The 25,052-nt window shown below is 60.7% G+C and carries 24 protein-coding genes; 11 read left to right on the plus strand and 13 right to left on the minus strand.

The window, feature by feature from the left end; translation table 11 throughout:
• Window positions 1-4: 4 nt before the first annotated feature.
• The 6 genes from MMW58_RS15695 to MMW58_RS15720 all read left to right on the plus strand — a co-directional run bounded on the left by MMW58_RS15695 (window position 5) and on the right by MMW58_RS15720 (window position 4,642).
• Window positions 5-319, plus strand: coding sequence for a putative quinol monooxygenase (locus MMW58_RS15695; RefSeq protein WP_133599914.1), 315 nt, complete (start codon window positions 5-7; stop codon window positions 317-319).
• Window positions 320-328: 9 nt separating this feature from the next.
• A complete protein-coding gene (locus tag MMW58_RS15700) occupies window positions 329-1,495 on the plus strand; it encodes an iron-containing alcohol dehydrogenase (protein ID WP_241721570.1) in 1,167 nt (388 codons plus the stop codon).
• Between the two features lie 218 nt (window positions 1,496-1,713).
• The gene (locus tag MMW58_RS15705; RefSeq protein WP_159237298.1) at window positions 1,714-3,111 is read left to right on the plus strand and encodes a cytochrome ubiquinol oxidase subunit I; all 1,398 of its coding nucleotides are present in this window, start codon (window positions 1,714-1,716) and stop codon (window positions 3,109-3,111) included.
• Complete coding sequence (gene cydB / locus MMW58_RS15710) at window positions 3,111-4,121, plus strand: cytochrome d ubiquinol oxidase subunit II (RefSeq protein ID WP_241721571.1); 1,011 nt, start codon at window positions 3,111-3,113, stop codon at window positions 4,119-4,121. Before MMW58_RS15705 ends, cydB begins: the two co-directional genes overlap by 1 nt.
• The gene (locus MMW58_RS15715; protein WP_072051800.1) at window positions 4,121-4,246 is read left to right on the plus strand and encodes a DUF2474 domain-containing protein; all 126 of its coding nucleotides are present in this window, start codon (window positions 4,121-4,123) and stop codon (window positions 4,244-4,246) included. The genes cydB and MMW58_RS15715 overlap by 1 nt, the downstream gene beginning before the upstream one ends.
• Window positions 4,247-4,408: 162 nt before the next feature.
• Complete coding sequence (locus MMW58_RS15720; RefSeq protein ID WP_241721572.1) at window positions 4,409-4,642, plus strand: DUF2554 family protein; 234 nt, start codon at window positions 4,409-4,411, stop codon at window positions 4,640-4,642.
• A gap of 12 nt (window positions 4,643-4,654) precedes the next feature.
• Here the strand turns inward: MMW58_RS15720 and MMW58_RS15725 are convergent, their stop codons facing one another.
• Both MMW58_RS15725 and MMW58_RS15730 read right to left on the minus strand, forming a co-directional pair.
• Complete coding sequence (locus tag MMW58_RS15725; RefSeq protein WP_241721573.1) at window positions 4,655-6,619, minus strand: peptidase U32 family protein; 1,965 nt, start codon at window positions 6,617-6,619, stop codon at window positions 4,655-4,657.
• A 235-nt stretch (window positions 6,620-6,854) separates the two neighbouring features.
• Window positions 6,855-7,403: a helix-turn-helix domain-containing protein gene (locus tag MMW58_RS15730; protein ID WP_133599920.1), complete on the minus strand. Its 549-nt coding sequence runs from the start codon at window positions 7,401-7,403 to the stop codon at window positions 6,855-6,857.
• A 259-nt stretch (window positions 7,404-7,662) separates the two neighbouring features.
• Here MMW58_RS15730 and MMW58_RS15735 point away from each other — a divergent pair, with 259 nt between their 5' ends.
• A complete protein-coding gene (locus tag MMW58_RS15735) occupies window positions 7,663-8,829 on the plus strand; it encodes a benzoate/H(+) symporter BenE family transporter (RefSeq protein WP_241721574.1) in 1,167 nt (388 codons plus the stop codon).
• Here MMW58_RS15735 and MMW58_RS15740 read toward each other — a convergent pair.
• Window positions 8,806-9,675: a helix-turn-helix domain-containing protein gene (locus MMW58_RS15740; protein WP_133600010.1), complete on the minus strand. Its 870-nt coding sequence runs from the start codon at window positions 9,673-9,675 to the stop codon at window positions 8,806-8,808. The two genes, MMW58_RS15735 and MMW58_RS15740, sit on opposite strands and share 24 nt — an antisense overlap.
• 182 nt (window positions 9,676-9,857) lie before the next feature.
• On the opposite strand from MMW58_RS15740, the gene MMW58_RS15745 reads away from it, so the two are divergent.
• On the plus strand, window positions 9,858-10,754 hold the full coding sequence (locus MMW58_RS15745; protein ID WP_133599922.1) for a DMT family transporter: 897 nt from the start codon (window positions 9,858-9,860) through the stop codon (window positions 10,752-10,754).
• An 85-nt stretch (window positions 10,755-10,839) separates the two neighbouring features.
• Here MMW58_RS15745 and MMW58_RS15750 read toward each other — a convergent pair whose 3' ends face one another.
• Together MMW58_RS15750 and MMW58_RS15755 are read right to left on the minus strand one after the other, a co-directional pair.
• Window positions 10,840-11,508, minus strand: a complete 669-nt coding sequence (locus MMW58_RS15750; protein ID WP_241721575.1) for a DUF3313 domain-containing protein — start codon at window positions 11,506-11,508, stop codon at window positions 10,840-10,842.
• A 134-nt stretch (window positions 11,509-11,642) separates the two neighbouring features.
• Window positions 11,643-13,235, minus strand: a complete 1,593-nt coding sequence (locus MMW58_RS15755) for an ABC transporter substrate-binding protein (protein ID WP_133599924.1) — start codon at window positions 13,233-13,235, stop codon at window positions 11,643-11,645.
• A gap of 112 nt (window positions 13,236-13,347) precedes the next feature.
• Here MMW58_RS15755 and pepT point away from each other — a divergent pair, with 112 nt between their 5' ends.
• Window positions 13,348-14,577, plus strand: coding sequence for a peptidase T (pepT, locus tag MMW58_RS15760; RefSeq protein ID WP_241721576.1), 1,230 nt, complete (start codon window positions 13,348-13,350; stop codon window positions 14,575-14,577).
• Here pepT and tehB read toward each other — a convergent pair.
• Window positions 14,574-15,170, minus strand: coding sequence for a tellurite resistance methyltransferase TehB (tehB, locus tag MMW58_RS15765; protein WP_241721577.1), 597 nt, complete (start codon window positions 15,168-15,170; stop codon window positions 14,574-14,576). The two genes, pepT and tehB, sit on opposite strands and share 4 nt — an antisense overlap.
• 2 nt (window positions 15,171-15,172) lie before the next feature.
• Window positions 15,173-16,171: a dicarboxylate transporter/tellurite-resistance protein TehA gene (tehA, locus tag MMW58_RS15770; protein ID WP_241721578.1), complete on the minus strand. Its 999-nt coding sequence runs from the start codon at window positions 16,169-16,171 to the stop codon at window positions 15,173-15,175.
• 111 nt (window positions 16,172-16,282) lie between these two features.
• Here tehA and ydcK point away from each other — a divergent pair, with 111 nt between their 5' ends.
• Window positions 16,283-17,269, plus strand: a complete 987-nt coding sequence (gene ydcK / locus MMW58_RS15775; RefSeq protein WP_241721579.1) for a YdcK family protein — start codon at window positions 16,283-16,285, stop codon at window positions 17,267-17,269.
• 1 nt (window position 17,270) lies between these two features.
• On the opposite strand, the gene rimL is transcribed toward ydcK, so the two are convergent.
• The 5 genes from rimL to ycaC all read right to left on the minus strand — a co-directional run bounded on the left by rimL (window position 17,271) and on the right by ycaC (window position 22,474).
• Window positions 17,271-17,843, minus strand: coding sequence for a 50S ribosomal protein L7/L12-serine acetyltransferase (gene rimL / locus MMW58_RS15780; protein WP_133599929.1), 573 nt, complete (start codon window positions 17,841-17,843; stop codon window positions 17,271-17,273).
• A 63-nt stretch (window positions 17,844-17,906) separates the two neighbouring features.
• Window positions 17,907-19,562, minus strand: coding sequence for a glucan biosynthesis protein D (locus MMW58_RS15785; RefSeq protein WP_241721580.1), 1,656 nt, complete (start codon window positions 19,560-19,562; stop codon window positions 17,907-17,909).
• Window positions 19,563-19,751: 189 nt separating this feature from the next.
• Window positions 19,752-20,525 (minus strand): transporter substrate-binding domain-containing protein, encoded by a 774-nt coding sequence (locus MMW58_RS15790; protein WP_045855191.1) that lies wholly within the window; start codon window positions 20,523-20,525, stop codon window positions 19,752-19,754.
• An 11-nt stretch (window positions 20,526-20,536) separates the two neighbouring features.
• Window positions 20,537-21,706, minus strand: a complete 1,170-nt coding sequence (locus MMW58_RS15795; RefSeq protein WP_133599932.1) for a pyridoxal phosphate-dependent aminotransferase — start codon at window positions 21,704-21,706, stop codon at window positions 20,537-20,539.
• Window positions 21,707-21,850: 144 nt separating this feature from the next.
• Entirely contained in the window at window positions 21,851-22,474 is a 624-nt protein-coding gene (ycaC, locus tag MMW58_RS15800; protein WP_041145330.1) for an isochorismate family cysteine hydrolase YcaC, read from the minus strand.
• 189 nt (window positions 22,475-22,663) lie between these two features.
• Between ycaC and MMW58_RS15805 the strand changes: the two genes are divergently transcribed.
• A complete protein-coding gene (locus MMW58_RS15805) occupies window positions 22,664-23,560 on the plus strand; it encodes a LysR family transcriptional regulator (RefSeq protein WP_159237317.1) in 897 nt (298 codons plus the stop codon).
• Here the strand turns inward: MMW58_RS15805 and MMW58_RS15810 are convergent.
• A complete protein-coding gene (locus MMW58_RS15810) occupies window positions 23,499-25,016 on the minus strand; it encodes a carboxylesterase/lipase family protein (RefSeq protein WP_241721581.1) in 1,518 nt (505 codons plus the stop codon). The two genes, MMW58_RS15805 and MMW58_RS15810, sit on opposite strands and share 62 nt — an antisense overlap.
• Window positions 25,017-25,052: the final 36 nt, after the last annotated feature.

The raw sequence follows: 25,052 nt of genomic DNA on the forward strand, positions 1-25,052 counted from the left end.
CATCATGGCAAAACAGCAGCTACAGGTCATCGCCCACTACGTTACCCGCCGGGATGAGGTGGAGAATGTCGCCGACGCGCTGCGGGCGCTGGCGCAGGCCTCCCGCCAGGAGGCGGACAACATCAGCTATGACTTTTTCCAGTCGCGCGAAAACAGCCAGCACTTTGTGATCCTCGAGCGCTACCGCAGCGAAAACGGGCTCGACGCGCACCGGGCGACGCCGCACTTTCAACATCTTGGCATCGAGGTCATCGCCCCGCTGCTCGAAAATAAGCAGGTTGAGAGTTTTTTAGTTCCGGTCGAAGACGACGGCAAATAGGGAGGCATCATGAGCACAACGGGCAACGCATTCTCCTTTTCCACCGTCGGAACCCTGCTCATCGAGTGGCAGGGCGCCGCGCGGCTGGACGAGATCGTCGCACGCCATTTTACGGCCCAACGCATACTGCTGGTCACCGATCCGGGCCTGGTGAGTTCGGGGGCGCTGGCGCCGGCGGAAGAGGCGCTGCGCCGCGGTGGCTACGCAGTTACGCGCTTTGACCGGGTTGTCGCCGATCCCCCGGCCGCGCTGGCCCTGCAGGCGGCGGAAGCGGCCCGGGAAGCGCGTTGCGATCTGGTCATCGGCTTCGGCGGCGGCTCCTCGCTGGACGTCGCCAAAATTGCCGCCGCCCTCGCGCCTTCTCAGCAGCCCCTCGACGCGATGTACGGTATCGATAAGGTGACGGGCTCGCGCCTGCCGCTGATGCAGATCCCGACCACCGCGGGCACGGGTTCCGAAGTGACCAATATCGCTATTCTGACTGCCGGGGAAAACAGCAAAATGGGCGTCGTCGCGCCGCAGCTTTTCTGCGACCTGGTGCTGCTTGACGCGCACCTGACGCTGGGCCTGCCGCCGATCCATACCGCTGCCGCGGCAATTGATGCCATGGTGCATGCCATCGAGGCCTACACCAGCGCGCATAAAAAGAACCCGATCTCTGACGCCCTCGCCCGTGAAGCGCTGCGCCTTATCAGCCGCCATCTGCTTCGCGCCTGCCATCACGGGGCCGATCGCGAGGCCAGGGAGGCGGTGCTGCTCGGGGCCATGCTGGCCGGACAGGCCTTTACCAACGCCCCGGTGGCGGCGGTCCACGCTCTGGCCTATCCGCTGGGTGGGCGTTATCACGTACCGCACGGGCTCTCCAATGCCCTGATGCTGATACCGGTTCTGCACTTCAACGCTCCCGCCGCCGCGCCGCTGTATGCCGAGCTTGCCGCCGCTATCGGCCTGCCGCTCAGCGGTGACGCGCAGCGGGATACGGCGCGATTTATTGCCGAGCTGACGCGTCTCATCGTCGCCAGCGGCGCGCCGCAGAGATTACGCGATGTCGGGGTTGAGGAGACGCAGCTGCCGCTGCTCGCTCGCGACGCGATGCAGCAAACCCGGCTGCTGATAAATAATCCGCTGCCGCTGAGCGAGTCCGACGCGCTCCGGCTTTATCAACAGGTCTTTTAACCCGCCTCCGCCCCGCTGCGTCGCACGGATACAGCGCCGCAGCGAGGCGGCGTTTACCCCAACGCCGGCTATTCCCGCAGACCATCCGGCAGCGGCGGCTGAGAAAAATCCATAACAGTCACCCGACTGTTATGGGAAAAAAGAGCCTTTCTGCCTCTGCAACCAAAGGCAGGCGACGCCTAAAATTGCGCTGAATCAATTTTGTTGCGGAGCACTGCATGTTTGGTCTTGATGCATTCCACCTGGCGCGAATTCAATTCGCCTTTACCGTGTCGTTTCACATTATCTTTCCCGCCATCACCATCGGGCTTGCCAGCTATCTGGCAGTGCTGGAAGGGCTGTGGTTAAAAACTAAAAATCCCGTCTGGCGATCGCTGTACCACTTCTGGTCGAAAATTTTCGCCGTCAACTTCGGCATGGGCGTCGTCTCAGGGCTGGTGATGGCCTATCAGTTCGGCACCAACTGGAGCGGATTTTCTGAGTTCGCCGGCAGCATTACCGGGCCGCTGCTGACCTATGAGGTGCTGACGGCCTTCTTCCTCGAAGCCGGGTTCCTCGGCGTGATGCTGTTCGGCTGGAACCGCGTCAGCCCCGGTATGCACTTCTTCGCCACCTGCATGGTGGCGACCGGGACCATCATTTCCACCTTCTGGATCCTCGCCTCCAACAGCTGGATGCAGACGCCGCAGGGCTTTGAGGTGGTCAACGGCCAGGTGGTGCCCGTGGACTGGTTTGCGGTGATCTTCAACCCCTCATTCCCCTACCGCCTGCTGCATATGTCGGTCGCGGCCTTCCTCAGCAGCGCGCTGTTCGTCGGCGCCTCGGCGGCATGGCATCTGCTGCGCGGGAATCAAACCCCGGCCATTCGCGCGATGTTTTCGATGGCCCTGTGGATGACGCTGATCGTCGCCCCCATCCAGGCAATGATTGGCGATATGCACGGCCTGAACACCCTCGAGCATCAGCCGGCAAAAATTGCCGCCATTGAGGGACACTGGGAAAACCGCCCGGGGGAACCGACGCCGCTGCTGCTGTTCGGCTGGCCGGATATGCAGCAGGAGCGTACCCGCTACGGACTCGAAATTCCGGCGCTCGGTAGCCTGATCCTCACCCACAGCCTCGATAAACAGGTTCCGGCGCTGAAGGAGTTTGCGCCAGAGGACCGCCCCAATTCGACCATTGTATTCTGGTCATTTCGCCTGATGGCCGGCCTCGGCATGCTGATGATCCTGCTCGGCGCGCTGGCGCTGTGGCTGCGCTACCGCCGGCGGCTCTACCACTCGAAGCCCTTCCTGCGCTTTGCGCTTTGGATGGGGCCATCGGGGCTGATCGCCATCCTCGCAGGCTGGGTGACCACCGAGGTAGGCCGCCAGCCGTGGGTTGTCTATGGCGTGCAGCGCACCGCCGACGCCGTTTCCGCCCACGGCGACCTGCATATGACCATCAGCCTGCTGACGTTTTTTGTGGTCTACAGCTCGGTCTTTGGCGTCGGCTATAGCTATATGCTGCGCCTGATCCGCAAAGGCCCGCAGGAGGTCAATCCGCCGGTAAGCGGCACCCCGGCGCGTCCGCTTTCCGCCGCCACCGGCCATATTGAGCATAAGGAGTCCCACTAATGGCTATCGACCTGTCGGTAATCTGGTTTGCCATCATCGTTTTCGCCACCCTGATGTATATCGTCATGGACGGCTTCGATTTAGGGATTGGCATTTTATTCTGCACCATCCGCGACCCCGAGGATCGCAACGTGATGGTGAACAGCGTGGCCCCGGTGTGGGACGGAAATGAGACCTGGCTGGTGCTCGGCGGCGCGGCGCTGTTCGGCGCCTTTCCGCTGGCCTACGCGGTCATTATCGACGCGCTGGCGATCCCGCTGACGCTGATGCTGGTTGGCCTGATCTTTCGCGGAGTGGCCTTCGAATTTCGCTTCCAGGCCACGCCGTCGCACCGGCCCTTCTGGGACCTCGCTTTTCTTGGCGGCTCCCTGCTGGCAACCTTTGCCCAGGGCGTAGTGGTCGGCGCGGTCATTAACGGCTTCCCGGTCAGCGGCCGCGCCTTTAGCGGCGGTATGATCGACTGGCTTACGCCGTTCACCCTGTTTTGCGGCCTGGGGCTGACCATCGCCTACGCGCTGCTGGGCGCCAGCTGGCTGGTGATGAAAAGCGAGGAGCCGCTGCAGGAAAAAATGCGCGGCGCGTCGCGGGCCCTGCTGCTGGCGCTGCTGGCGGTGATTGCCGCGATCAGCCTGTGGACCCCGCTGGCGCAGCCCGCTATCGCCGCGCGCTGGTTCAGCTTACCGAACCTCTTTTTCCTGCTGCCGGTTCCGCTACTGGTGCTGGCACTCAGCGTCTGGCTGTGGCGGGCGTTAGGCAGCCGCGACCATCACGCGTGGCCTTTCCTGCTGACGCTTGGGCTGGTGTTCCTCGGCTTTAGCGGGCTGGGGATCAGCATCTGGCCGCATATTATTCCGCCGTCCATCACTCTGTGGCAGGCCGCCGCGCCGCCGCAGAGCCAGGGATTTATGCTGGTAGGCGCAGCGCTGATTATTCCGGTGATCCTTGGCTATACCTTCTGGAGCTACTACGTATTCCGCGGCAAAGTTCAACACGGTGAGGGGTATCATTGATGAATCGATTATGGCTTAAGCAGATGGTCTGGATGGTTGCGCTGTGGGGCGGGAGCGTGCTGGCGCTGGCGGCAGTGAGTATGGGTTTTCGCCTGTTAATGACCGCAGCCGGGCTAAAAGTCTAGCGTTTTATCTTAACCGTCCATCAACCGGCAGCGCATCTGCCGGTTTTTTTATCTTCCGTCAGCCGGCGCTGACAGAGCCTTTTCCCTTCTTTGACTGGTGCAGAAAAAAGCTCAACAACCGGCAGGCATAGTGGCTGCACTCGCCCCCATACGGAACAGGATATGATCAGGAGATGCGTTTCGACCTTACTGCTGCTGTGCGCGCTCTTTTCCGGCCACCTGCTGGCCCGCCAGCAGGGACACGACGACTTCCCGCTCCCCAGCCTCGAACAGCGGCTGCTGCACGAGGCCGATTGCGACGAATTACGCAGCCAGTACGACGATGCGGCGTCGAACCTGCGCGAACAGCACCGCTGGCAGAACGCCCGCCGGGCTAAAATCTATTCCCGCAGCTAGTCCCGGCGTCGATCAGGCGCCTTTGCGTTTGGGCAAGGTTTTCAGCAGCTCGTCCGGGCTGACGGAGGCCACGATGCTTCCCGGAAGCGGCATTTTCAGAATATGGTTCTTCATTTTGCCCACCACGTGCATTTCGCAGGGACGGCAGTCAAACTTCAGCGTCAGCACCTCATCGCCGTGAATCAGCTGCATCGGCGTGGCTTTCCAGCTCTTAATCGAACCTTTAGCCTGTTTCGGGCACAGGTTAAAGGCAAAGCGCAGGCAGTGCTTGGTGATCATCACCGGCACGTCGCCTTTCTCTTCGTGCGCTTCATAGGCGGCATCAATCAGCTTCACGCCGTAGCGCTGATAAAACTCGCGCGCCTTGTGGTTATAGACGTTCGCCAGGAACGAGAGATGGGTTTCCGGATAGACCGGCGGCGGCACGGACACCGCCTTGCGCTGGCCGCGAGGCGCGGCGTCCAGGCGCGCCCGATCGAGAAGCTCTACCGTTTCGCGACGCAGCTGGTTGAGCAGGCCGTTAGGCACAAACAGCGCGCCGGGCAGCGCTATCTCAACGTTGCGGGGGAAATAGATGGTCTGGCCTAATTTCGCCACCCCGTCGCGCAGGTTGGCCAGCGCCTTATCGGCCTGGGTCGCTTCGGCAAACTCGCCGTCGAGGGTGTGGGTCACGCTGACGCCGTCCTCGCAGGTCATCGTCAGCACCAGCTGTTCCTGCCAGCCGCTGAGGGTGATATCTACCGCAATCCGCCGCTCGCTGGAGGTCTTTTGCAGCGCCTGCTGCCAGTTGTGGTCAAGATTGCGGTTCAGCGCCTGATGCGGGCGCGCCTTGTAGAGATCCGCCGGCATTTCGTTTGGCCATACGCGGTAGCGGTTTTCACCGGTTTTCTCTACCGTATTGGCGCGAAAACCGACGATTTCGCGCTTGATCATCACGTTCAGGCCGTCGCCGTTGGTCAGCGCTTCGCTCACCTCGACGTCAAGATGGTCTTTACCCACCTTCAGCACTTCGCCCACCGGCAGGCCGATAAACTTCGGCGAATCGAACGCGCCGATATCCCCTTTACGCGCGTTGACGAAATAGTCGGTGCTGCCGCGATGGAAGGTTTTATCCGTGGACGGCACGAAGAAGTGCTCGGTGCGTCCGGCAGAGGAGCGCGCGAGATCGCCCCGGTCTTCAATGATCGCGTCCAGCATCTGACGATAGTGGGCGGTAATGTTCTTCACGTAGCTCATGTCTTTGTAGCGGCCCTCAATCTTGAAGGAGCGCACGCCGGCGTCGATCAGCTGGGCCAGGTTGGCGGTCTGATCGTTGTCTTTCATCGACAGGAGGTGTTTCTCGTAGGCCACCACCCGACCCTGGTCATCTTTCAGGGTATACGGCAGGCGGCACGCCTGAGAGCAGTCGCCGCGGTTGGCGCTGCGCCCGGTCTGCGCGTGGGAGATATTGCACTGCCCGGAGTAGGCCACGCACAGCGCGCCGTGAATAAAGAACTCAATCGTCGCGTCGGTGTGTTCGTAGATGGCCTTGATCTGCTGCAGATTCAGCTCGCGCGCCAGCACTATCTGGCTGAAGCCGACGTCGGAAAGAAACTTCGCTTTTTCAACGCTACGGATATCGCACTGGGTGCTGGCATGCAGCTCAATCGGCGGGATATCCAGCTGCATCACCCCCATATCCTGCACGATCAGCGCATCAACGCCGGTTTCATACAGGTCGGTAATCAGGCGCTGCGCGGGCTCAAGCTCATCATCATGCAGGATGGTATTCAGCGTCACAAAAATCTTCGCGCCGTAGCGATGGGCGAAAGGCACCAGTTCGGCGATATCGCTGAGGCTGTTGCTGGCGTTGTGGCGCGCGCCAAAGCCCGGTCCGCCGATATAAACCGCGTCCGCGCCGTGTAAAATCGCTTCACGGGCGATCCCGGCATCGCGGGCGGGGCTAAGAAGTTCAAGATGATGGTTTTGCAGGCGCATACGATCGTCGTTATCCGTTATAGGGGGCGAAATGGCGGCTATTGTAGTCAGAAGTAGGCAGAGACCAAAACAATTTCCACCGTCGCCGCGGGGCGAATTTTCAGATTCTGGCAAAGCATTGAAGGAAAAGCTATTTCCCAGCGAAAACGGCGCAGGGTAAAGTCACCTCGTATTCCGGATTTTCCTCGTCACGTTGTGGATTGTTTTATCATCAGTCATCTTGATTGGCCGCCGGCTAACCCCCGGCGGCTTTTTCTTTGGGGTAGTGAATGAGCGAATGAAAATGGGCCGTCTGCGCGCCGCCGTTGCGATAGGCGTGCGCCAGGTCGCCGGCAAAGCGCCGCCCTTCCCCCGCCTGCAGGGTGTGCCACTGCCCCTCAAGGCACAGCTCCAGCGCTCCGCTTATTACCACCACGTGCTCGATCACCCCTTTTTCATGCGGCGTTGACTCGCTGAGCGCGCCGGGAGCGAGGGTGATAGAAAAATGGTCAAAGCGCAGCTGCGGATCCCACGGAAAAACGGGCGTCACCACCATCGCCTGCTGCTGCGGGTCGAAGGCGGCCGGCGCGTCGGAATCATCGGCGACGATAAACGTCGAGAAGGCTACGTTCAGCCCGGTGGCAATTTTCCACAGCGTCGCCACGGTCGGGCTGGATTCGTTGCGCTCAATCTGCCCGAGCATCGCCTTCGACACCCCGGTCTCCTCCGCCAGGCGCGACAGGCTCCAGCCGCGCTGTTGACGCAGCGTTTTCAGGGTTGCCGCAAGATGTTGCGCAATATTCATTCCACCTCCTGATTTTCTCAGCGGAAATTATACGCGTATTAATATGATTCTACAGGGCGTTTAATTACCGGAAACATATCGCACAATCTTGAGAAGCGGATGAAATTAGCTGCTGGCAACATAGAGCAATCTGCTATCGCCGCCGGGAGTCGATAGCGATCGCCTTTCTGCAGCGGCAGGCAGTGCCGATCGCCCCCCTTGTGCGCTATAGCGCACGGTGATACATTTTACCGGATGTTATAACGCACAAGAGGTGATCATGCGCCCTTTCTCCCTCCCGCTGCCGACGCTGCTCGCCGGCTTTATCGCGGTGCTGGTCGGCTATGCCAGCTCTGCGGCCATTATCTGGCAGGCTGCCGCCGCCGCGGGGGCCGATGCCGGACAAATCGCCGGCTGGATGACGGCGCTGGGTTTGGCTATGGGGGTCAGCACCCTCGCGCTGACCCTGTGGCGTAAGGTGCCGATCCTCACCGCGTGGTCCACCCCCGGCGCGGCGCTGCTGGTCAGCGGGCTGCAGGGCGTGACGCTGGAGCAGGCGGTCGGGGTGTTTGTTTTCGCCAACGCCCTGATCGTGCTCTGCGGGGTGACCGGTCTGTTTGCCCGCCTGATGAAAATCGTGCCCCACTCGCTGGCGGCGGCGATGCTGGCCGGAATTTTGCTGCGTTTTGGCCTGCAGGCCTTCTCCAGCCTGCAGGGTAATCTGCTCCTCTGCGGCGGCATGCTCGGCGCCTGGCTAATCTGCAAGGCCCTGCTCCCGCGCTTCGCGGTCGTGGCCGCCCTGCTGGTGGGGGGCGCTATCGCCTGGGCCAGCGGCGAGGTGAGCGCTGAACATCTCAGCCTCTCGTTCGCAGCGCCGACGTTTATCGCCCCGCAGTTTACCCCGTCCCTGCTGCTCAGCGTCGGGCTGCCGTTTTTCCTCGTCACCATGGCGTCGCAAAACGCCCCCGGCTTCGCCACGCTGCAGGCCTCCGGCTATCCGGTGCCGGTGTCGCCGCTTATCGTGGCGACCGGCGGCCTGGCGCTGCTGCTGTCGCCGTTTGGCGTCTACTCCATCTGTATTGCCGCGATCACCGCCGCGATCTGTCAAAGTCCGGACGCCCATCCCGACCCTCAGCGCCGCTGGCTTGCGGCGGCGGCGGCCGGCGGTTTTTATCTGCTGGCGGGCATTTTTGGCGGGTCGATCACCGCGCTGATGTCGGCCCTGCCAGCTGCGTGGATCCAGATGCTCGCCGGGCTGGCGCTGCTGGGTACCCTCGGCGGGAGCCTGTTTCAGGCGCTGAATCATGAGAGCGAGCGCGATGCGGCGGTGGTGACCTTTCTGGTCACCGCCAGCGGGGTGACGCTGGCGGGCATTGGTTCCGCCTTCTGGGGGCTGCTGCTGGGCGGAGTGAGCTTCGCACTGCTATCGGCGCTGCGCCGCGCGTAGCTGCGACGGCGTCAGCCCGGTGGCGCTTTTAACGCGGTTGCTGAAATGGCTGGCGGAGCTAAAGCCGCAGGCCAGCGCAATGTCGGTCAGCGAACGGGCGCTGTGGCAGATAAGTTCCTGCGCGCGAACCATACGGCGCTGCATCACGTACTGATGCGGCGCCATTTTCATCGACTGGCGGAACATGCGCGCAAAGTGATATTCGCTGAGCGCCGTCTCCTGCGCCAGATCGGCCAGCGTCAGCGGCTGGTCAAGATTCTCTTCGATCCACGCCAAAAGCGTGCGCAGAACGTGCGGCGCCAGGCCGCCGGTGACCGTCGGTAAGCGCCACTGGACGTTCGAATAGTGCTGGATCAGGTGGGTCAGCAACAGCGTGCTGGCGGAGCTCAGGGTCAGCTGGTTGGCCTGCTGCTGCCAGTCGTAGTCGAGGAGAAACTGACGATAGACCGCGGTGATTTTATCATCCTGGGAAAAGGTTTGTTCCTGCAGGCTAAACGAGGCCGGGCTGCGGTCCCAGATCTGCTCCCCGACGCGTCGCAAATGCGCATCGGTGCAGTAAAGGTGGACAAAAGAGAGGTCGCCGCGGATATCCCAGGTACTCTCCGCCCCTTTTGGCATCAGGCAGAAGCGATCCGGCCCGCCGCCGTTTTTCCAGCCCTGCGGCGTTTTCTGATAGCTTTCGTAACCGTCGGCAACGTACAGGCTCAGCGTGTGGTGGTCGCTACGTACCGTCACCGTATCGAGGTTGTTGTACCACGCCGCCAGCTGAATGCCGGAGTTCAGCTCCACCGTTTCCCGCAGCACGGCTTTTTGTCGACGTAATGTTTCGAAAGTCCCGTAAGCCATAGCCTTCACAAATCAGATTCCGCAAACCCGTAGTCTATGAAGAGTCGACGGTGGATACCAGACCTCCCGCCCTCTTAAAGCAAAATAAGCGCAAGAATTTGCAAGTCCGTAACAAGATGGTGACAGCGGCGCGCGCGATAAGCCGTCACACTGCCCGGGAGTGTTCTTACGGGAGAGATATTTTGAACGCATTACTCTATGGGCTGGTCGTCGTTATCTGGGGCACCACGTGGATTGCCATTTTTCTGCAGCAGGGGCCGGTTGCCGCGCCGGTATCGATTTTTTGGCGCTTCGCCGTTGCCAGCCTCACCATGCTGGCGATTCTGCTGGTTACCCGCCGCCTGCGCCCGCTGGCGTGGCGCGATCATCTGTTCTGCATCCTGCAGGGCTGCTGCGTGTTCTGCTTTAATTTCTGGTGCTTTTACACCGCAGCAGCGCATATCAACACCGGGCTGGAATCGGTGATTTTTTCTATGGCGGTGCTGTTTAACGCCGTTAACGGCTTTATTTTCTTCCGCCAGCAGCCGCCGGGTCGTTTCTGGCTCGCCGCCGCGCTGGGCCTGGCCGGGATCGTGACGCTGTTCTGGGACGATCTGCTGCAAAACGGCCTGAACGCCTCCCTGCTGTGGGGAATTGGCCTTAGCGCGCTGGGGACCTACGGCTTTTCGCTGGGGAATATGCTCAGCATCCGCCACCAGCGCCGGGGTCTGGAAACGCTGACCACCAACAGCTGGGCGATGCTCTACGGAACCCTGGTGATGGGTGCCATCGCCCTGATACGCGGCGACGATTTTTCTCCACAGTGGACGCTGAGCTACATGGGCGCGCTGCTCTATCTGGCCCTCTTCGGTTCCGTTATCGCCTTCGGCGCCTACTTCACGCTGGTCGGGCGAATCGGCGCCAGCAAGGCGGCCTACAGCACCCTGCTGTTCCCGCTGGTTGCGCTGACCATCTCGACCTTTTATGAAGGCTACGTCTGGCACGGCAATGCCGTCGCCGGACTGGCGTTGATTCTGGTGGGTAATCTGGTGATGTTCGCCCGGCCGGAGCAGTTTTTCCTGCGCCGCAGGCTGGCGTAAACGGCGGTCGCTATCCGCGCCTCCCGGCGGCTCAATAGCGCCGGGAAGACGATCGTTCGCGCCGTCGGCGGACGGCACGGCGGGCTTACCTCTGCGTCGAGTCGAATTTCACCGCGTCGATAGCCATGTCGTCGATAACCTGCTTCAGGGTATCCATGGTCATCGGCGTATTTTCGTTGGCCAGGTCTTTCCCCTCACCTTTACGCACCACTTTGATCACCGGCTTGTTGGTGGCGGCATCAATCAGCTCGCCTTCGAAGTAAAGGCTGGTATCCATCGTACGGTGTCCGGTTGCCATTTCGGTCCCCGCAACCACCATCGCCACCGGCACCACTTCATAGAACTGCAGCCCCTCTTTGCTGGAGTCCACGCCGGTGATCGCGCCGCGGAAGATCAGGCTGCGCGGGCCCGCGGTGGTCGCCAGCGGTTTACGCTCGGCAATCGCCTGCTTCATCTGCGTATTGGTGTAGTTAAGAATATCGCTCAGCGCCCTGGCCCCGACCTGGGTAGAGGGTTTCGGGATCGGGTAATAGGTAATTGGGTTGTAGACCACGTTATCGTAGTTCTTCGGATTGTAATCCGGGGAGATCCAGCGCAGTTCCGGTTTACCGGACGCCGAGGTGGTCTCTTTTAAACTGGAATAATCTTTTAAAAAACCTGAATACCGATCCGGTTGGGCAATTTTAGCCGCACAGCCGGTTAAGGCTAACAGACCGGCAAGAGCGGCAGCTTTAAATATAAAATGAGTACGCATGAGGAATCCCTGTAAATGCAGTTGTCGGCAAGGTTTATAGCAAAATAGCAGGGTAAGTGTTGTGACAAAAAGGGTGAAATGCCAGAGGCTGAGAAAAATAAATCCGCCACGATGGGCGGATTGAGATATGCGCTTTATTTTATATCAACCTGATAAAAAATATGCTTGCCAAAAGGGTCAATCTCGTAGCCGGAAACATCTTTACGCACCGGTTCAAAAATAGTCGAGTGGGCAATCATGACCGCCGGCATTTGATCGTGCATCATCTGCTGGGCCTGTTTGTAAAGCGCCTCGCGCTGCGGACGATCGCTTATCGCTTTCGCCTCGCTAATCAGCTTATCGAACGGCGGATAGCACCACTTCGCCGAGTTGGAGCCGCCGTTGGCCGACTGGCAGGTAAACAGCGGGCCGAAGAAGTTATCCGGATCGCCGGTCGCGGTAGTCCAGCCCATCAGGGCCGCCTGATGCTCGCCGTCTTTGACGCGCTTGAGGTATTCACCCCACTCATAGGTCGTGATTTTGGTCTGTACGCCAATTTTCGCCCAGTCCGCCTGAATCATCTCCGCCATGCGCTTAGCGTTGGGGTTATACGGGCGCTGGACCGGCATCGCCCACAGGTCGATGGTCAGGCCGTTGGCCATCCCCGCTTCCTGCAGCAGCGCCTTCGCCTTCTGCGGGTCATAGTCATAATCTTTCAGCTCGGCGTCCGCGCTCCATACGCCCGGCGGCAGCAGATTTTTCGCCGCCGTCCCGGTGCCGTGGAATACGGCTTCGATAATCGCCGGTTTATTAATCGCCAGCGCCAGCGCCTGGCGCACTTTGACATTATCCAGCGGCGGCTTTTGGGTATTGAACGCCAGGAATCCGGTATTCAGACCCGCCTTACTCAGTAAATTAATATTATTATTTTCCTTCATTCTCGGTAAATCCGCCGGGTTAGGGAACGGCATAACCTGGCACTCGTTCTTTTCCAGTTTGGCATAACGCACCGAGGCATCCGGGGTAATGCTAAATATCAGGCGGTCGAGCTTCGCCTTGCCCTGCCAATATTCCGGGAAGGCGGTATAAAGAATGCGCGAATCTTTTTGGTACTGGGCGAGCTTAAACGGCCCGGTGCCGATTGGGTCATTGTCGACGCGCTCAGGGGTTCCCGCTTTGAGCATCGCATCCGCATACTCCGCCGACAGAATAGAGGCGAAATACCAGCCGAGATCGGCCACAAACGGCGCTTCCGGATGGGCCAAGGTAAAGCGCACCGTATATTCATCAGGCTTATCAATTGCGGTGATCAGCTGACCAAATTCGAGGCTTTCGAAATTAGAATAGTTGCCGTTGGAGACGTTATGGTATGGATGCTTCGCGTCCTTTTGCCGCATAAAGGAGAAGATAACGTCATCGGCATTAAAATCCCGCGTGGGGGTAAAGTACTTGTTGCTTTGAAACTTCACGCCCTTGCGCAAATGGAAGGTGTAGGTTTTGCCGTCTTCGCTGACCTCCCAGCTTTCGGCGAGGCTCGGCTGCAGCTCGGTGGTGCCAACCTTAAAGTCCACCAGCCGGTTATAGACCGGGACCGCGCTGGCATCGACGCTGGTGCCGGAGGTGTAGAGTTGAGGATTGAAGTTCTCCGGCGATCCTTCGGAGCAGTAAACCAGGGTTTTGCCCGCGACGGTGGAACTGACCGTCAGAGCGGCGAATGCCAGGGCAAGCGTTGTGAGTTTGCGTTGCATCGGGTTTCCTTTTTAATTTGTCAGCTAATGAATAGCTTGTTGTTTTCCTATCCATACATAACACTAAAGCCTGATTGCAAACACCTGAAAAAATAATAAATAAGGAACGTCTATGTCATCTCCACTCGCCGAACGGCTCACCCAGCGCTTCTTCCGCTATCTCGCGATTAGCAGCCAAAGCGACCCTCGCGCCACCACGCTGCCCACCACCCCAGGTCAGCACGAGATGGCCCGCGAGCTGGCGCAGGAGCTGCGTCAGCTGGGGCTGGACGATATCGAAATTGACGAGCACGCGACCGTCACCGCGGTGAAGAGAGGCAACGTGCCCGGAGCGCCGCGGATCGGCTTTATCACCCATATCGATACCGTCGACGTCGGGCTATCGCCGGACATCCACCCGCAGATCCTGCGCTTTAACGGTGAAGACCTGTGCCTGAATGCGCAAAAAGAGATCTGGCTGCGGGTTGCCGAACACCCGGAGATCCTCGCCTATCCCGGAGAGGAGATTATTTTCAGCGACGGCACCAGCGTGCTGGGGGCCGATAACAAGTCGGCGGTGACGGTGGTGATGACGGTGCTGGAAAGCCTGACCCCGGAGCATCGCCACGGCGATATCGTGGTGGCGTTTGTCCCGGATGAGGAAGTCGGCCTGCGCGGCGCCAAGGCGCTCGACCTGAGCCGTTTCGCCGTCGATTTCGCGTGGACCATCGACTGCTGCGAGCTGGGGGAGATTGTCTATGAGAACTTCAACGCCGCGGCGGCGGAAATCCGCTTTACCGGCGTCACCGCACATCCGATGTCGGCGAAGGGCGTGCTGGTCAACCCCCTGCTGATGGCCACCGAGTACATCAGCCACTTCGATCGCCAACAGACGCCCGAACACACCGCCGGACGCGAAGGCTACGTGTGGTTTAACGGCATTCAGGGGGACCAGAGCAGCACCCTGCTGCAGGCCAGCATTCGCGATTTCGACCTCGACGGCTTTAACCGCCGCAAGCAGCAGATTGGCGAGGTGGCGGCGAAAATCGCCGCGCGCTACCCAACGGCAAAAGTTGACTATCAGGTGAGCGATACCTACAGCAATATCAGCAACGCGCTGGGCGAGGACCGCCGGGCCATCGACCTGCTGTTTACCGCGATGGAGAGCCTGGGGATCGAGCCAAAACCGACGCCAATGCGCGGCGGCACCGACGGCGCGGCGCTGTCGGCAAAAGGCCTGCTGACGCCGAACTTCTTTACCGGCGCGCACAACTTCCACTCACGGTTTGAGTTTCTGCCGCTACGCGCCTTTGAGGCCTCTTACCACACCGCGTTCCAGCTCTGCCTGCTGGCGGCGCGCTAGGCCGGTTTCCGCGCCAGCATGGTGGCGAAGCGCAGCTTGATACGATTACCGTTGGCGTCGGTGCGGTGCAGCTCACCGACCTCTTCGTTGTACCTGAGGAACGTCCAGCCGGCGTAGTAGCTACGCAGCTCTTCCGGCTTAAAGGCAAACGGGAAGCCAACGGTGCACGGATAATCTTCGGTATCCATCGCCGCCACGATCAGGTTATAGCCGCCCGGCCTGGTACAGCGCTGCATGTTGGCGATAAGGCCGGGGATGGTTTTCGCTTCGAGAAACATCATCACCACGGTGGAGAGAATAAAATCGTACTCTCCGTCAAAGCTCAGCGTATTGAGGTCCTTGATTGCCGACTGCAGGTTATCAATCCCCTCCTGCGCGCGAATCGACTCCAGATTATCGATACTCGCCGGATTTTTATCCCAGGCGGTGACCTCAAAACCGTTGGCCGCCAGATAGAGGCTGTTGCGCCCGTTTCCGCAGCCGAGATCGAGGGTTTTGCCCGGCTGCATCAGCGACGCGGCGTGGACCACCTCAGAGTGGGTACGGGTCATGCCATATTTTTCAGTAAAGTAGTTTTCGTCACGGATAGTCATGCTTAATCCTTATTTTTTAACAGAGTGGCGCGCTCGACGCGGATCAGCAGCTTGCCGCGCACCAGCAGCAGGAAAGTGCGAATCAGCAGCAGCCCGATAATCAGATTGGTAAAGACGAACAGCGGGATAGCCAAAAAATGGAAAAACCCGTTTGGCTGGCTATGCCCAAGATGCAGCCCGGTCGTCGCCAGCGCCGAGATGCCGAACGAGAAGCTCCAGAAAGAGGCGTTGAACGGCTGCTGCAGATACCACGGCATCAGCCGCAGCATAAACAGCAGCTGCAGCAGGCCGTAGCCGAACAGCAGCTTAGCGAAGGTGTCCGCCTCCCCGCCGTTGACGCTCAGCCAGGCGCTGCAGGCCACCAGCGCGGGCGCCAGCTGAATGCCCAGCGAGGTACGCAGCGCGGCAGGCAGCTCGCCGTCGCTGCGCAGCCGCTGCAGAATAACAGGCTCCAGGCTCAGCCAGGAGAAAATCCCGGCGCCAAGGAACACCAGTCCGGCATCGCTAAAGCCCAGCGCGCCGCAGGCCATGGCGCTGATGAAGTTATTGGCGACCGTCGGCAGATAGAGACCCGGCGTCGTCGCATCGCTGGGGTGATTGCCGCGCCACAGCCCGGCGCTTTGCCAGGCCGAATAGGCGAGCTGTAGCGCCACGCCGATGATAAACAGGCCCAGCGAGAGCGGGCGGCACCACGGCACGAAGCCGATGGAGACCAGCATGGTGGTTGCCGGAAACAGGCTGACGAAGCTGCTGACGACCGGGTGGCGCATCTCCTGGCGAACGCTCCACGGAAAGCGGATCGCGCGGGTGATAAACGCGACGGCCAGCAGCGCCCATATCGTGGCCGCCAGCACCACCAGGCCATCGCCAACGCTGCGGCTTACCGGCCAAATGGTGCTGGCATAGCGCCAGGCAAAGCCCATTCCGATAATACCCAGCACCATCCCAAAATAGCCCGCGGGTAGATTCAGCACCCGCTGCCCCGACCGTTGTTTATTCATTTTATTTAATTTTTCAATTTATCTTTAAGGTGCATTTTAAAAGAACCTTCAAAAACGCGCTACGGAGATTTTTGCTATGTTTATGTTAAGCAAAAGTAAAGGGAGCCGCAGATGAACAAATATTGCCTGGGCGCGCAGGTTCGCCAGTTTCACTATCAGGAGGACGGGGTTAAACATAGCGTAAATCTGCGGCAAATTGTGGCCTTACGTGATTTCGCCGACGTGAAAGCGGGCAGCGAAGGCGGCTGGCTGGACAACGAGGCCGCCCTGAGCCAGGAGGGAGAGTGCTGGATTGACGATGCCAACAGCGCCGTTTTCGCCGGGGCGCGGGTTGAAGGCAACGCCCGGCTCAGCGGCGCCTGCACAGTCAGCCATTACGCGATTATCGGCGGTAACGCCCGGCTGGAGCGCGTCGACGTCAGCCACCACGCCCATATTAGTGACAACGTCACCGTTACCGATTCACAGGTGCGCGGCCGCTGCCGGCTGGCCGACGAGGCGCGGATCCTCCCCCGCTGCCTGATTATCGCCGCCCAGGGTCTTACCGACGACGGCGAGAAAATCCTGCAAATTTACCAACGGGCCACCGTCAGCGCCTCGCGGATCGTCCATCAGGCGCAAATCTACGGCGACGCCTTTGTCGAACGGGCCTTCGTTGAGCATCGGGCGGAGATTTTTGACTACGCCCGGCTGGAGGGCAACGAGATTAACGACGTCTGGGTTTGCGATAATGCGCGGGTGTATGACCACGCGCGGCTGATCGCCGGGCGCGAAGAGGATGCCATTCCGACCCTACGCTACAGCTCTCAGGTGGCGGAAAATGCCGTGGTTGAGGGCAACTGCCTGCTTAAACATCGGGTGATGGTCGGCGGTCACGCCCGGCTCTGCGGCGGCCCTATCCTGCTGGATGACGAGGTGCTGATTCAGGGCCACGCCCGCATCAGCGGCGACCTGGTGATCGAACATCAGGTGGAAATTACCGATAACGCGCTGATTGAAGCCCTTAACGGGGAGGCAATTCACCTGCGCGGCCGCAAGCTTATCAACGGCGACGAGCATATTACCCGCACGCCGCTGGCCGGCTTTCTGTCACCGTGAATCACTCCTCGCCGGCGCGATAGTCGATAATCCGCCCGTAGATATTCTGGTCGTCATAGGCGCCGTTGAGATACTCCGCCTGCTGCAGGCAGCCCTCGAGGGTAAAGCCATTGCGCAGCGCCACCTGGTTACTTTTGTGGTTGGCCACCCGGCACTTAATCACGAAGCGGCGAACGATACCGCTGCGCGCGTAGTGGTCGATAAAGGCCTGCAGCGCCTGCGAGAGCAGCCCCTGGCCCTGGTGGCTTTCGTCAATCCAGTAGCCGATATAGGCCGTCTTGTTGATCGGTTCAATCTGGTTAAACGACAGGACGCCGACCATCTCATCCTGCAGGAACAGCAGAAACATTTTGGCGTAGCCGCGCTGATGCAGCATGACGTTGCCCTGCACGTGGCGTCGGGTTTCATCTTCGCCGCTCACCGCCGCCGGCCAGCTCAGGGAGTTCTGCAGCCAGCCTTTATTTTTTTCCACCAGCCGGTGCAGGACGGTGACGTAGCGTTCATCAACGGCGCGCAGCACCAGCCGGTCGTTAACGACGATCTCTTCCGCTGCGGGGGTATTTTCTGTGGTCATAGCACTCTCTCACTGCGCGCAGGCCGACCCGGGCGCATTCGTCCAGGTCGGCCTGCCGGGCGGTTACTTCATCACCCGGTCATCGACGTAGCGACGCTCGTCCGCGGCCGGTGGGAAATACTGATACAGCCAGGTTTCGCTGATCGCATCGCCCTGGCAGCGCAGGAACATGCGCATCTCTACCGGGTCGGTGGAGTCGTTAGTCGGGTACCAGTCAAAAAGGATCCGGTAGCCGTCAAAGGGTTCAACGTAGAGGATCTCAACCTGCTTCGCCTCGCCGTTGGAGAGGGTGATCACCGGCTCGATGCCCCTTGGCGCCGCGGCCTTCAGGTCGCCGCCGACAAAATCAATCGCAAAGCGACGGGCCCACTTGTCCGGATAGTGCTCGCCGGGCGCCCAGCCTTCCGGGAAGCCGCCCATGCCGGTGCGGGTTGCCAGCACGCGGGCCAGCGGTGAACGGACCGGCGGCTGCGCGCTCCAGTAGAGGCGGTAGCTGAAGTCGAGCTCATCCCCCGCCTTGATCGCTTTTTCCGGCTGCCAGAAGCAGACGATATTATCCAGCGTCTCGCCGGTGGTCGGGATCTCCATCAGGCTAACCGCGCCCTTGCCCCACTGGTTACGCGGCTCGACCCACAGGCTTGGGCGCTTGTTGTACCAGCCCATAATATCCTGATAGTGCGAGAAATCGCGGTCGAGCTGCAGCAGGCCAAAACCGCGCGGATTTTTATCCTGGAAGGCGTTGAACTGCAGCTTCTGCGGGTTATTCAGCGGACGACACACCCACTCGCCGTTGCCGCGCCACATGGCGAGACGATCGGAGTCGTGAATTTGCGGGTGGATGGTATCGCAGGTCCGTCGCTCGTTGTTGCCGCAGCTGAACATGCTGGTCATCGGCGCGATGCCGAGCTGCTTGATATCCTTGCGGGCGTAGATGTGGTTCTCCACATCCATGATCACCTGCGTCTCCTGGCAGTTGATGACAAACTTGTAGGCGCCGGTCACGCTCGGGCTGTCGAGCAGCGCGTAGACGGTAAAGACGGTGGCGCCCGGCTTGACGGTTTCAAACCAGAACGAGGTAAAGTCCGGGAACTCTTCCGGCGTATCGGTAAAGGTATCCACCGCCAGGCCGCGGGCGGAGAGCCCGTACTGGTAAGTGCTGTCCACCGCGCGGAAGTAGCTCGCGCCGAGGAACGCCACGATATCGCGACGCGCCAGCTCCGGCGCTTTGAAGGCGCGGAACCCGGCAAAGCCAAGGTCGGTCTGCCCGACCAGCTGTTTGGTGTCTACGCCGGCATCGTTGTAGTTAAACAGCTCCGGACGGAAGTGAATTTCACGCGCCTGCTGACTCTGCGTATCCAGCGAGAACATGCGCACCCGGCGACGAAAGCCCATGCCGACGTGGAAGAACTGGATGTCCAGCTGGCGATCTTCGATATTGTTCCACAGCGAGTGCCCGGCATCGTACTGAATGCTGTTATAGGCCTGCGGGGTCAGATTCGCCAGCGTCGGCGGCAGGTCGCGCGGAGCGCCGCCCCAGGGCTGACGGGAGAGATCGTGGGCCATCCCTTGTAACACGGAGAAGTCAAAGCGGCGCGTCAGCCCATCGGCAATGCCTGATTCTTCAGCAAGCGCGGCTTTTGAGAAAAGAGAGGCGACTCCTGACGTTCCGCATACGGCGGCAACTGCCATGGAAGATTTAAGAAAACGTCTGCGGTTCATGCCTGAGAAAGCGTCCTTCTGTTGTGCCAATTGGGAGGCAACGCGACAAACAGATGCGTCGTGAATTTCGCTCACTCTAGACAAAAACGATTAATAATCCAATTGTTGGCGACAGAAAAAGCGTGAAAAAAATATGTCCACCGGACCAGACCGAATTCCCCGCCGGAGAAACCGGCGGAGAATGACGCATTATTTGACGCTAACGTCGATGCCCGGGAAGTATTTCGCCGCCAGCCGGGTGATGGTGCCGTCGGCCCGCACTTTATCAATCGCCGCATCAAGCTGCTTTTTCGTCGCCTCATCGCCCTTGCGCAGGCCGTAGCCAATCCCGCTGCCGAGGATGGTATCGTCAGCCACCGGCTTGCCGATAAAGCCAAAGCCTTTCCCCTGCGGCTTGCTGAGGAAACCGGCCTGCCCGGCGGCAGACATCACCAGCGAAGCGTCGATCCGCCCGTTGAGCAGATCGGCCCACGCCATATTCTGATCTTTATAGGAGACCACGCTGACGCCGTGCTTCTCCCAGTGCTCTTTGGCGTAGGTTTCCTGAATCGAGCCCTGCAGCACGCCGATGGTTTTCCCCTTCAGCCCTTCAGGAGTGGCCTGCATACCGCTGTCGGCTTTCCCTACCAGCTGCGACGGGATGCGATAAATCGGCTGGGTAAAGTCGATGCTCTTGCGCCGCTGTTCGGTAATGTTCATCGCCGAGTTAATGGCGTCGAATTTCTTCGCCACCAGCCCCGGGATCAGCGCATCAAACGAGGTCTCCACCCAGCTGCACTTGAGCTGAGCGGCCTGGCAAATCGCCATCCCCAGATCGATATCGAAGCCTTCGAGCTCTCCGGCCGAATTACGGCTTTCGAACGGCGGGTATTCCGCTTCCACGCCGTAGCGTAATTCGCTGGCGGCAAAGGAGGAGAAGGTGCAAATCATCCCCAAAGCGAGGGTAAGGGCTTTTATTTTCATCGTGTGGCTCCTCAACGCGGCTTAACGTGACACAGCGCCTGTGCGCCGGCTCGTAACGTGGCTTCATCTTTCGCAAAAGAGAGGCGTATCAGTTTGTTATCAGTACCATCCGCGTAAAACGCCGACAGTGGAATAGTGGCGACGCCGTAGTCGACGATCAGCCTCTTCACCATTTCGCTGTCGCTTTCGTCGCTGAAATGGCTGTAGTCCGCCAGCATGAAGAAGGAGCCGGCGCTCGGCAACAGGCGGAACGGCGAATCCGCCAGCTGCTGACGCAGCAGATCGCGCTTTTGCTGATAAAACGGCGCCAGTCCCAGCCAGGATTGCGGGTCGGTCATCTGCTCGGCAAACGCGTACTGCATCGGCGTATCGGCCGAAAACATCAGAAACTGATGCACCTTGCAGATTTCCTCCATCAGCGCCGCCGGCGCAACGCAGTAGCCTACCCGCCAGCCGGTCACGTGGTAGGTTTTACCGAAGGAAGAGACGATTACGCTGCGCTCCGCCAGCTGCGGATGGGTGGCCATCCCGTGGTGCTGCGCCCCGTCGAAGACCACGTGCTCGTAAACCTCATCCGACAAAATAACGATATCGGTATTGCGGGTCAGCGCCGCCAGGCGGGCTAAATCTTCGGCGGAGAGCACCTGGCCGCTGGGATTGTGCGGCGTGTTGATCACGATCATCCGCGTCCGCGGCGTGATGGCGGCGGCAACTTCGTCCCAGTTGATGGCAAAATCGGGCACCGTCAGCTTGATCGCCACCGGCGTGGCGCCCTGCAGGCGTACGATCGGCCCGTAGCTGTCGAACGCCGGTTCGAAATAGATAACTTCATCGCCGGGATGCACCAGCCCGCCGATGGCGGAGTAGAGCCCCTGGCTGGCGCTGGCGGTAATCAGCACCTCGTCGTCAACGTCGTAGCGGGTGCCGTAGAGCGCGGCGATTTTCTCGGCGATACGCTCTTTCAGCACGCGCAGCCCGGTCATCGGCGCATACTGGTTATGCCCTTCGGCCATCGCCCGCGTCACCCCCTCAACCAGCCGGCTATCGCAGGCAAAGTTGGGCGCGCCCTGAGAAAGGTTGATCGCATTATGCTGCGCGGAGAGCTGGCCGATGACGCTAAAAATGGTCGTGCCGACATCGGGTAGTTTGGAGCGGGTGGTCAGCGGAGAACTGAGGCGCATGGTTAATCCTTTCTCATTATATTTGCATAACCATTCAATCTAAAGGTGCTGACGGCGACAAACGAATTGTTGTCATAGTAGCCATGAGCGCCGATCATGGCTGAGGGTGGAGAACGGCCAGCCGCAGGCCGGCCGCGGCAGGAACTACTTGCTGGTTAAGGTGTTAAAGCTGGTCATCAGATTGCGATAGTCCGGGATGTGGTTAGAAAACAGCGTCCCCAGCCCTTCAACATCATTTCTCCAGTCGCGATGCAGCTCACAGGCGGCGCCAAACCACGACATCAGCTGCACGCCGGCCTGCGACATCCGATCCCATGCCGCATCGCGGGTAATCGGATTAAAGGTCCCCGAGGCGTCGGTTATCACGAAGACGTCGAACCCCTCTTCGATAGCCGACAGCGCCGGAAACGCCACGCACACCTCGGTGACCACCCCGGCGATAATCAGCTGCTTCTTGCCGGTCGCCTTCACTGCCTTAACGAAATCTTCGTTATCCCAGGCGTTAATATTCCCCGGTCGGGCGATATAGGGCGCATCCGGGAACTGCGCCTTCAGCTCGGGCACCAGCGGGCCGTTGGGGCCATTTTCAAAGCTGGTGGTCAGGATGGTTGGCAGGCCGAAATACTTAGCCATATCGCCAAGGGCAAGGACGTTGTTCTTGAACTTATCGGGGTCGATATCGCGCACCAGCGACAGCAGCCCGGCCTGATGATCGACCAGCAGCACGGCTGCATCACTCTTATCCAGACGAACGTAGGGTTTAGCCATGACCTTTTCCTCATATCAACATCGGGTGATCCCACCGGAACGGGCGCTCCGGCAGCTGTTTTCGCAATAAGGCTGATAATAGTTTAAGCGCGGGCCGCTGATTAGACGGTGAAAGTGCAACGCATTGTCCCATTCCCGGAACGAAGCGTGGCATACTGCCTATGATCAAAATGCATAGCTGGAGACGACATGTCGCGGAGCGCCCTGCCTTTTAATACCGTCGAGACCTTTCTGGTGACCGCCAGACACCTCAACCTGACCCACGCCGCGCGGGAGCTGTGCCTGACCCAGGGCGCGGTGAGCCGCCAGATTGCGGCGCTGGAAGGCTGGTTCGGTTTTCCGCTTTTTGAACGCCACGCGCGCGGGCTGCGCCTGTCGCCCCAGGGCAGCGCCCTCTACCCGGAGCTCCAGTCGGCGTTTGGTCGCCTGGTGACCGTCGCCGAGCAGGCGCGTCAGCAGCAAACGGTGGTGCGCCTGAAGGCGCCGACCTGCGCCATCCGCTGGCTGGTGCCCAGGCTGGTGGCGATAGAGCAGCGCCACCCGGAGCTGCAGATTGCCCTGACCACCACCACCGAACACAGCGTTAACTTCAAAACGGAGCCCTACGACGCGGCGATCGTTTTCGGCACCCATCACAGCGCCGGCGATCTGCTGTTCGAAGAGGCGCTGACGCCGGTCATCAGCGGCAGTACGCCCTGCGACGCCCGCCTCGACGGCGCGACGTTTTTACATCCGACGCGGGATAAAACCGACTGGTCGCTGTGGCTGACGCACTTCTCCCCCGATGCGCCGCTGGCGATGCGCAAAAACCAGCACTTCGATACCATGGATCTGGCGATCACCGCCGCCATGCAGGGGCTGGGGATCGCCATCGCCGATGCGACGCTGGTGGCGGAAGACCTGCGGGTTGGCCGCCTGCTGCGCCCGTTCGCCCTGAGCGTGAAAACCGGCGCCAGCTACCGCCTGCTGGTGCGGGCATCGCAGAGCAAAGCCGATGGCCTGGCGCGGTTTCGCGAGGAGCTGGTTAATCCAGGGTCACGTGATGGCGCATCACCCGGCGGAACAGCGCCAGCCGCGCGCGCATAAAGCGGTTCTCCAGCTTAAACCCCACCCGTTTATGCAGCCCGATACGCAGCAGCCGATCGCGACCGCGCCGGCAGGCCAGCCAGCGCACCGGGCCCGGCAGCTCGCTGCAGCCGCTGCCGGCGAGGCGGGCGAAGCTGGCCCAGTAGTCGGCTATCTGCCCGGCAAAGGCTCTATCGCCCTCATCGGCGTAGCCGCGCACCGGCTCGGCGAGCGCGAGGGTATCAAAGACGTAGGGAACCTCGTCCCCGTGCCACGCGCCGTGCGGATAGGTCTCATCCACGGCCTGCGGAACATAGTCGAACCAGTAGCGCCAGCAGGGCTGTCCGACCCGCTGCTGGGCCTGCATCACCACGTAGCCAAGGGTGGTGAACGCCATGTCCCGGCACACTTTGCGGCCGAGCGCCGCGTCGCCCTTCACGCCGGGATAGAGCAGCTTAATCAGCCCGAGGCCAAAGCGCCGCTCGCGGCGCAGCTTCTGGATCTGCCCGGCGATATCAACGCCGAAGACCGCCATTACGCTGGCCTCGTCGCTGTTCGAGCCGATCATCACCGGCATGGGATGCTGACGACCGGCGAAGAAGGTCTCCAGCATCGGCTGCGGCAGCACCGCATCGCCGACGATGGGCGCCGGGCCGATACTTAGCGGCGCGGTAAGCGGCCAGAAGGCGTCGGCGGGGATCGCCCGCAGCTGCTCGGCGCTGGCGTCCGGCAGCGAAAAATGCTCCGCCAGCCGCCGCCCCTTCTCCAGCGCCCTGGCGCGCGGAAGGTCCGGCAGCGTATAACCGCTTTGGACGATCGCTTTATGGAATAGCCCTTTGGCCTTCGGCGAGACCATCAGCGACAGCACGCTGCGCGCGCCGGCTGACTCACCAAACAGGGTGACGTTTGCCGCATCCCCACCGAAGGCGTGGATGTTCTCCTGCACCCACTGCAGGGCGGCAATCTGATCGAGCAGCGCAAAGTTATAGAGCCGCTCGCCCTCCTCGCCCTCCTCGCCCTCCAGCGCCGGATGCGCGAAGAAGCCGAGATGCCCCAGCCGGTAGTTCACCGTCACCACCACGACGTCCCGGCCCGCCAGCGCCTGCCCGTCGTACGGCGGCAGGCTGCCGGCACCGATGGTAAAGCCCCCGCCGTGCAGCCAGACCATCACCGGCAGCGGCTGGGTGCGGGCGGCAGGCGCCCAGACGTTGAGATAGAGGCAGTCTTCCGAGAAGCGCCCGGGATCGCCGCCCCCCAGCTCGCGGCAGTACTCAATGTCCTGCCAGCTGGCGGCAGAGAAGGCGTCGGCCCGGCGGACGCCCTGCCAGCGCGCCGGCGGGCGCGGGGCGCGCCAGCGCAGTTCGCCAACCGGCGGCGCGGCGAAGGGGATGCCGCGCCAGATGTGGATCCCCTGCTCGGCGATCCCGGATAACGTGCCCTGGCGGGTTTTCACCAGCGGCGTAGACGGATTCTGCATGACCTGCTTCCTTTTACGGTTTATGCCAGCAGAGTA

Origin of the sequence: Klebsiella sp. HC6 (assembly GCF_022605325.1) — a bacterium.
Taxonomy (GTDB): Bacteria; Pseudomonadota; Gammaproteobacteria; order Enterobacterales; family Enterobacteriaceae; genus Klebsiella; species Klebsiella terrigena.

What these genes read in the sequence shown, in the direction of transcription:
- MMW58_RS15695 (WP_133599914.1), top strand. Translation starts at nt 5, where the DNA reads ATGGCAAAACAGCAGCTACAGGTCATCGCCCACTACGTTACCCGCCGG.
- MMW58_RS15700 (WP_241721570.1), top strand. Translation starts at nt 329, where the DNA reads ATGAGCACAACGGGCAACGCATTCTCCTTTTCCACCGTCGGAACCCTG.
- MMW58_RS15705 (WP_159237298.1), top strand. Translation starts at nt 1,714, where the DNA reads ATGTTTGGTCTTGATGCATTCCACCTGGCGCGAATTCAATTCGCCTTT.
- cydB (WP_241721571.1), top strand. Translation starts at nt 3,111, where the DNA reads ATGGCTATCGACCTGTCGGTAATCTGGTTTGCCATCATCGTTTTCGCC.
- MMW58_RS15715 (WP_072051800.1), top strand. Translation starts at nt 4,121, where the DNA reads ATGAATCGATTATGGCTTAAGCAGATGGTCTGGATGGTTGCGCTGTGG.
- MMW58_RS15720 (WP_241721572.1), top strand. Translation starts at nt 4,409, where the DNA reads ATGATCAGGAGATGCGTTTCGACCTTACTGCTGCTGTGCGCGCTCTTT.
- MMW58_RS15725 (WP_241721573.1), bottom strand. Translation starts at nt 6,619, where the DNA reads ATGCGCCTGCAAAACCATCATCTTGAACTTCTTAGCCCCGCCCGCGAT.
- MMW58_RS15730 (WP_133599920.1), bottom strand. Translation starts at nt 7,403, where the DNA reads ATGAATATTGCGCAACATCTTGCGGCAACCCTGAAAACGCTGCGTCAA.
- MMW58_RS15735 (WP_241721574.1), top strand. Translation starts at nt 7,663, where the DNA reads ATGCGCCCTTTCTCCCTCCCGCTGCCGACGCTGCTCGCCGGCTTTATC.
- MMW58_RS15740 (WP_133600010.1), bottom strand. Translation starts at nt 9,675, where the DNA reads ATGGCTTACGGGACTTTCGAAACATTACGTCGACAAAAAGCCGTGCTG.
- MMW58_RS15750 (WP_241721575.1), bottom strand. Translation starts at nt 11,508, where the DNA reads ATGCGTACTCATTTTATATTTAAAGCTGCCGCTCTTGCCGGTCTGTTA.
- MMW58_RS15755 (WP_133599924.1), bottom strand. Translation starts at nt 13,235, where the DNA reads ATGCAACGCAAACTCACAACGCTTGCCCTGGCATTCGCCGCTCTGACG.
- pepT (WP_241721576.1), top strand. Translation starts at nt 13,348, where the DNA reads ATGTCATCTCCACTCGCCGAACGGCTCACCCAGCGCTTCTTCCGCTAT.
- tehB (WP_241721577.1), bottom strand. Translation starts at nt 15,170, where the DNA reads ATGACTATCCGTGACGAAAACTACTTTACTGAAAAATATGGCATGACC.
- tehA (WP_241721578.1), bottom strand. Translation starts at nt 16,171, where the DNA reads ATGAATAAACAACGGTCGGGGCAGCGGGTGCTGAATCTACCCGCGGGC.
- ydcK (WP_241721579.1), top strand. Translation starts at nt 16,283, where the DNA reads ATGAACAAATATTGCCTGGGCGCGCAGGTTCGCCAGTTTCACTATCAG.
- rimL (WP_133599929.1), bottom strand. Translation starts at nt 17,843, where the DNA reads ATGACCACAGAAAATACCCCCGCAGCGGAAGAGATCGTCGTTAACGAC.
- MMW58_RS15785 (WP_241721580.1), bottom strand. Translation starts at nt 19,562, where the DNA reads ATGAACCGCAGACGTTTTCTTAAATCTTCCATGGCAGTTGCCGCCGTA.
- MMW58_RS15790 (WP_045855191.1), bottom strand. Translation starts at nt 20,525, where the DNA reads ATGAAAATAAAAGCCCTTACCCTCGCTTTGGGGATGATTTGCACCTTC.
- MMW58_RS15795 (WP_133599932.1), bottom strand. Translation starts at nt 21,706, where the DNA reads ATGCGCCTCAGTTCTCCGCTGACCACCCGCTCCAAACTACCCGATGTC.
- ycaC (WP_041145330.1), bottom strand. Translation starts at nt 22,474, where the DNA reads ATGGCTAAACCCTACGTTCGTCTGGATAAGAGTGATGCAGCCGTGCTG.
- MMW58_RS15805 (WP_159237317.1), top strand. Translation starts at nt 22,664, where the DNA reads ATGTCGCGGAGCGCCCTGCCTTTTAATACCGTCGAGACCTTTCTGGTG.
- MMW58_RS15810 (WP_241721581.1), bottom strand. Translation starts at nt 25,016, where the DNA reads ATGCAGAATCCGTCTACGCCGCTGGTGAAAACCCGCCAGGGCACGTTA.